The sequence below is a fragment of the Propionibacterium acidifaciens DSM 21887 genome (genome assembly GCF_000426605.1).
In the GTDB taxonomy this organism is placed as follows: domain Bacteria; phylum Actinomycetota; class Actinomycetes; order Propionibacteriales; family Propionibacteriaceae; genus Propionibacterium; species Propionibacterium acidifaciens.
This window is the reverse complement of sequence record NZ_AUFR01000067.1, coordinates 1-3,465: the sequence shown is the minus strand read 5'-3', so window position 1 is coordinate 3,465 and position 3,465 is coordinate 1. Positions and strand designations below refer to the sequence as shown.

3 protein-coding genes are annotated in these 3,465 nt (G+C 61.9%); all 3 read left to right on the top strand.

What is annotated here, in order from left to right:
• The coding region (locus K336_RS0112260; protein WP_028707185.1) for a polymorphic toxin-type HINT domain-containing protein at nucleotides 1-1,728 on the top strand (1,728 nt) is incomplete at its 5' end.
• A complete protein-coding gene (locus K336_RS18165; RefSeq protein WP_081660856.1) occupies nucleotides 1,725-2,273 on the top strand; it encodes a barstar family protein in 549 nt (182 codons plus the stop codon). The genes K336_RS0112260 and K336_RS18165, both read left to right, overlap by 4 nt.
• An 862-nt stretch (nucleotides 2,274-3,135) precedes the next feature.
• The coding region (locus K336_RS0112255) for a helix-turn-helix domain-containing protein (protein WP_028707186.1) at nucleotides 3,136-3,465 on the top strand (330 nt) is incomplete at its 3' end.

Genomic DNA, 3,465 nt, shown 5'->3' with positions numbered 1-3,465 from the left:
ATCGACTCGGCCCTGGAACACGCCCGCACATCACTGTTCACCGACGCGCTCGGCGAGCTCGCCGCCCTCGACGGCCGGCCCCTGGACTGGGACAGCGCCGCCGGGTTCCCGTCCCCGGTGTCGGCCGCCGGTGCCGGCGCCTTGTCCGTGCCGGGGTTCACCGCCACCACCGGCGGCGGCTGGCGGACCCCCGGCTGGCGCACCACCCGCACCACCAGCAGCGGCGGCGGTGACGTGTGGGCCGTCGGCGCCGGCACCCCACCCGACACCCCGGCCGGGCCGGCCGCCGGGGGCGGGATGCTGCTGGGCGCGGCCGGGGAGCTGGTCCTGCCCGGAGGCCTCGAGCTGCTGGGCGCCCGCGTCTACGACCCCGCGACCCGGGCCTTCCTCAGCCCCGACCCCCAACAGCCGACCACCGGGGCCGGCTGGGCCGCCAACCCCTACGCGTACGCCGCCAACAACCCGGTCGCCTTCACCGACCCGTCCGGCCTGCACCCCCTCACCGACGCCGAGTTCGACCAGTGGAAGGACCAGCACAAGACCGGCCTCGCGGCCGCCGGGGACTGGCTGAAGGACAACTGGGAGTACATCGCCGCCGGCGCCGCGGTCGCCGCCGGCGTCGCCCTCATGTTCACCGGCGTCGGCGGACCCGCCGGCCTCGCGCTCATGAGCCTGTCCGGGGCCCTCACCTCCGGCGGGATCAGCACCGCCCAACAGAAGCACGACAACGGCACCGTCGACTGGGCCCGCGTCGGCGTCGAGGCCGCCATCGGCGCCATCCCCATCCCCGGCGGCGGCGGAGCCGCGGCCGGACGCGAAGCAGCCGCCACAGCCGGCCGCGAAGCCCTCGAGACCACCGGACGCGAAGCAGCCGAGCAGGCCGCCCGCACCACGGGCGAACGCGAACTGTCCACCATCGGCACGGACGCCGCCGAGAACCTCGGCGACGACACCGCCCGGGTCGCCCACGACGCCTGCAACGGGGCCGCCTGCTTCACCGGCGACACCCCCGTCCTCATGGCCGACGGCAGCTCGAAACCCATCCAGGACGTCCAACCCGGAGACCAGGTCACCGCCTGGGACCCCGACACCGACACCACCCAGCCCCGCACCGTCACCCGCACCTGGACCCACGAGAACACCGAAACCCTCGTGGTGAGGCTCGAAGACGGCGGCCAGGTCGAAACCACCACCGGACACCCCTTCCTCACCAAAGACCACGGCTGGACCCCCGCAGGACACCTCAAACCAGGCGACCAGCTCCACACCCCAGACAACACCTGGGTCACAGTGCAGAGCATCGAAGCCACCGGGCAGGCACACACCGTCCACAACCTCGAAATCGAAGACCTCCACACCTACCACGTCCTAGCCGGCACCACATGGACAACAGTCCACAACAGCTGCACACCCAAACCAGGCTCGCAATATGATCAACCCATCGGACCCGTTCAAGAGGATGCCTGGAAGACCATTGACCATGTAGACCAAAAAGGTACACCGCTTCCCGGACATAAAGGAGGTCGCCCATGGATGAATTCGAATAATCAGCTGCCGTCGGCCGACAGGGCAGGCAACCCAATCTCCTATCGAGAATATGATGTCTCCCCAAATGTAAAAGGAACCCCTCGCGACGCCAAGAGAGTTGTCATGGGTGATGATGGTTCAGCCTATTACACTACTGATCACTATGAAAGTTTTATTGAAGTAAGAGAGAGTCCACGATGACAGCTTCGAAAGATTTCTGCGAAAGGATATCAGAGGTAGAACCAGATCGCTTCATCTTGTCGCTTGTTGCGAGTGAATCAAGAGCCGAGCAAATAATCATCGATTGCGCTTCTCTTGGAATGTACACCCGGGCTCTGCGGGGCCGCAAAATGCGTACGATGAACGATCTGTACGATGAATTTTCTTCCGCCTGTCAATTCCCTTTGTATTTTGGGGAAAACTTGATGGCATTCGATGAATGCTTGTCGAGTCTAGACAATCAAGATCCTGGAAAGGGTATCGCTCTCATTGTGGTGGAACCTGATCAAATCTTGATGAATTCACCCAAACTTGAGATTGAGTTGGAATTGTTCCTGTCATGTCTGATCAATGCTGCTACAGAGTGGGGAGAGAAGATTGATTTGGGAGAATGGTGGGATCGTCCAGCGCTTCCGTTCCACATGATTCTTGTAGGCACTCAGAAACAGCTCGATGCAGTTAGCTCGAAATGGCGGAATGCGAAGAGCAATTTGACAATCGATGGTTTGACTCTTATTCAAACCTAATTTTTATGAATTTATGTGCGATGACTGCCGCGATGGCCTCGGGGAAGGTGCAGAGTGATCTTCGGTAGCCGGTGTGGAGTATCCTCCGGGTTTGAGGTTAGCGATTGCTCGTCCGACTGGGGCGCGTAGTGTGTTGATGACCTTGTGGTATTGTTTCTGGGTTTCTGTGAGTTCACCGCCGACGGGTTTTCGTTCCGGGGTGATCATGCCCAGCCCGGTGCAGCCCTTATCGGCCATCGGTGGAGTGTCGGGGAAGTGGTCGAGCAGGCCGGTGCGGTGGTGCTTGCCCGAGTACAGGCCGGACTGGTCCCGCCAGTTCCAGCACGGCACGAGGGCTCCGTCGACGAGCGGGGTCAGGGGTAGGCCCGGGTCATCCATGGTGGGGATGAAGTCCTCGGAGGCCTCGCCCCAAGCGAGGCGTCCACCGGCGGATGACCCAGGAGGAACGGAGGACCGGCCGACATCGACGGATTCGGCGAGTTCGGCCTGTGTGCGGTTGCGGCGGTGACAGACGAGAGTGACCCTGACTTCTCCTCACTGACTCATGACCGGTGGACGTCCAGTTGCCCGCTGAGCGAGGGGATATTTGTGGATCAGGATCAGGTGGAGGGCCGCCATTGCGGGCCGCAGAGAAACCGTTCACAGGTATCGACAGCCCATTTTCTGCGGAAATGCGCGCCTCGCGAGGGGTGGGAGTGGCAACGGACTGGGAATTGTTGCAGATTTACAGTAATGATTTCCCGGACCTTCAACTCTGGAAGGAAGGCGTATCCGTTCCAAACCCGTTTAAATAATATGGCTGACATGAAACGAAACCGTATTTTTCGTGGATTTCCTGTGCTGTTTCGGATATGATCGGGGCATGCAGGTTGAGGTCACCCTGGAAGAAACCGCCGTCCTGATCAGGTGGAAGAAGCGTTCCGACAATCATGTGCTGGTTCGGATGAAAGCAGAAGCGATTCTGTACGCCTCCCGTGGCGTTGATGTGGGTATCATCGCGAAGATGGTTGAGCGCACTGAGAGGACAGTGCAGGAATGGCTGGCCGACTGGCAGACCACCAGGATGTGCTCGGTGCTGACCGGCCATGCCGGGAACCAGAACGCGGCGAAACTCACCCGAGACCAGAAGGAAGAACTCAAGACCATCCTGGCCCGGCCGCCCTCCCAGGCGGGCATCCACGCCGAGTTCTGG

Bases quoted from the DNA above. Each gene is read 5' to 3' on its own strand.
- K336_RS18165 (WP_081660856.1), top strand. From the start codon at position 1,725: ATGACAGCTTCGAAAGATTTCTGCGAAAGGATATCAGAGGTAGAACCA.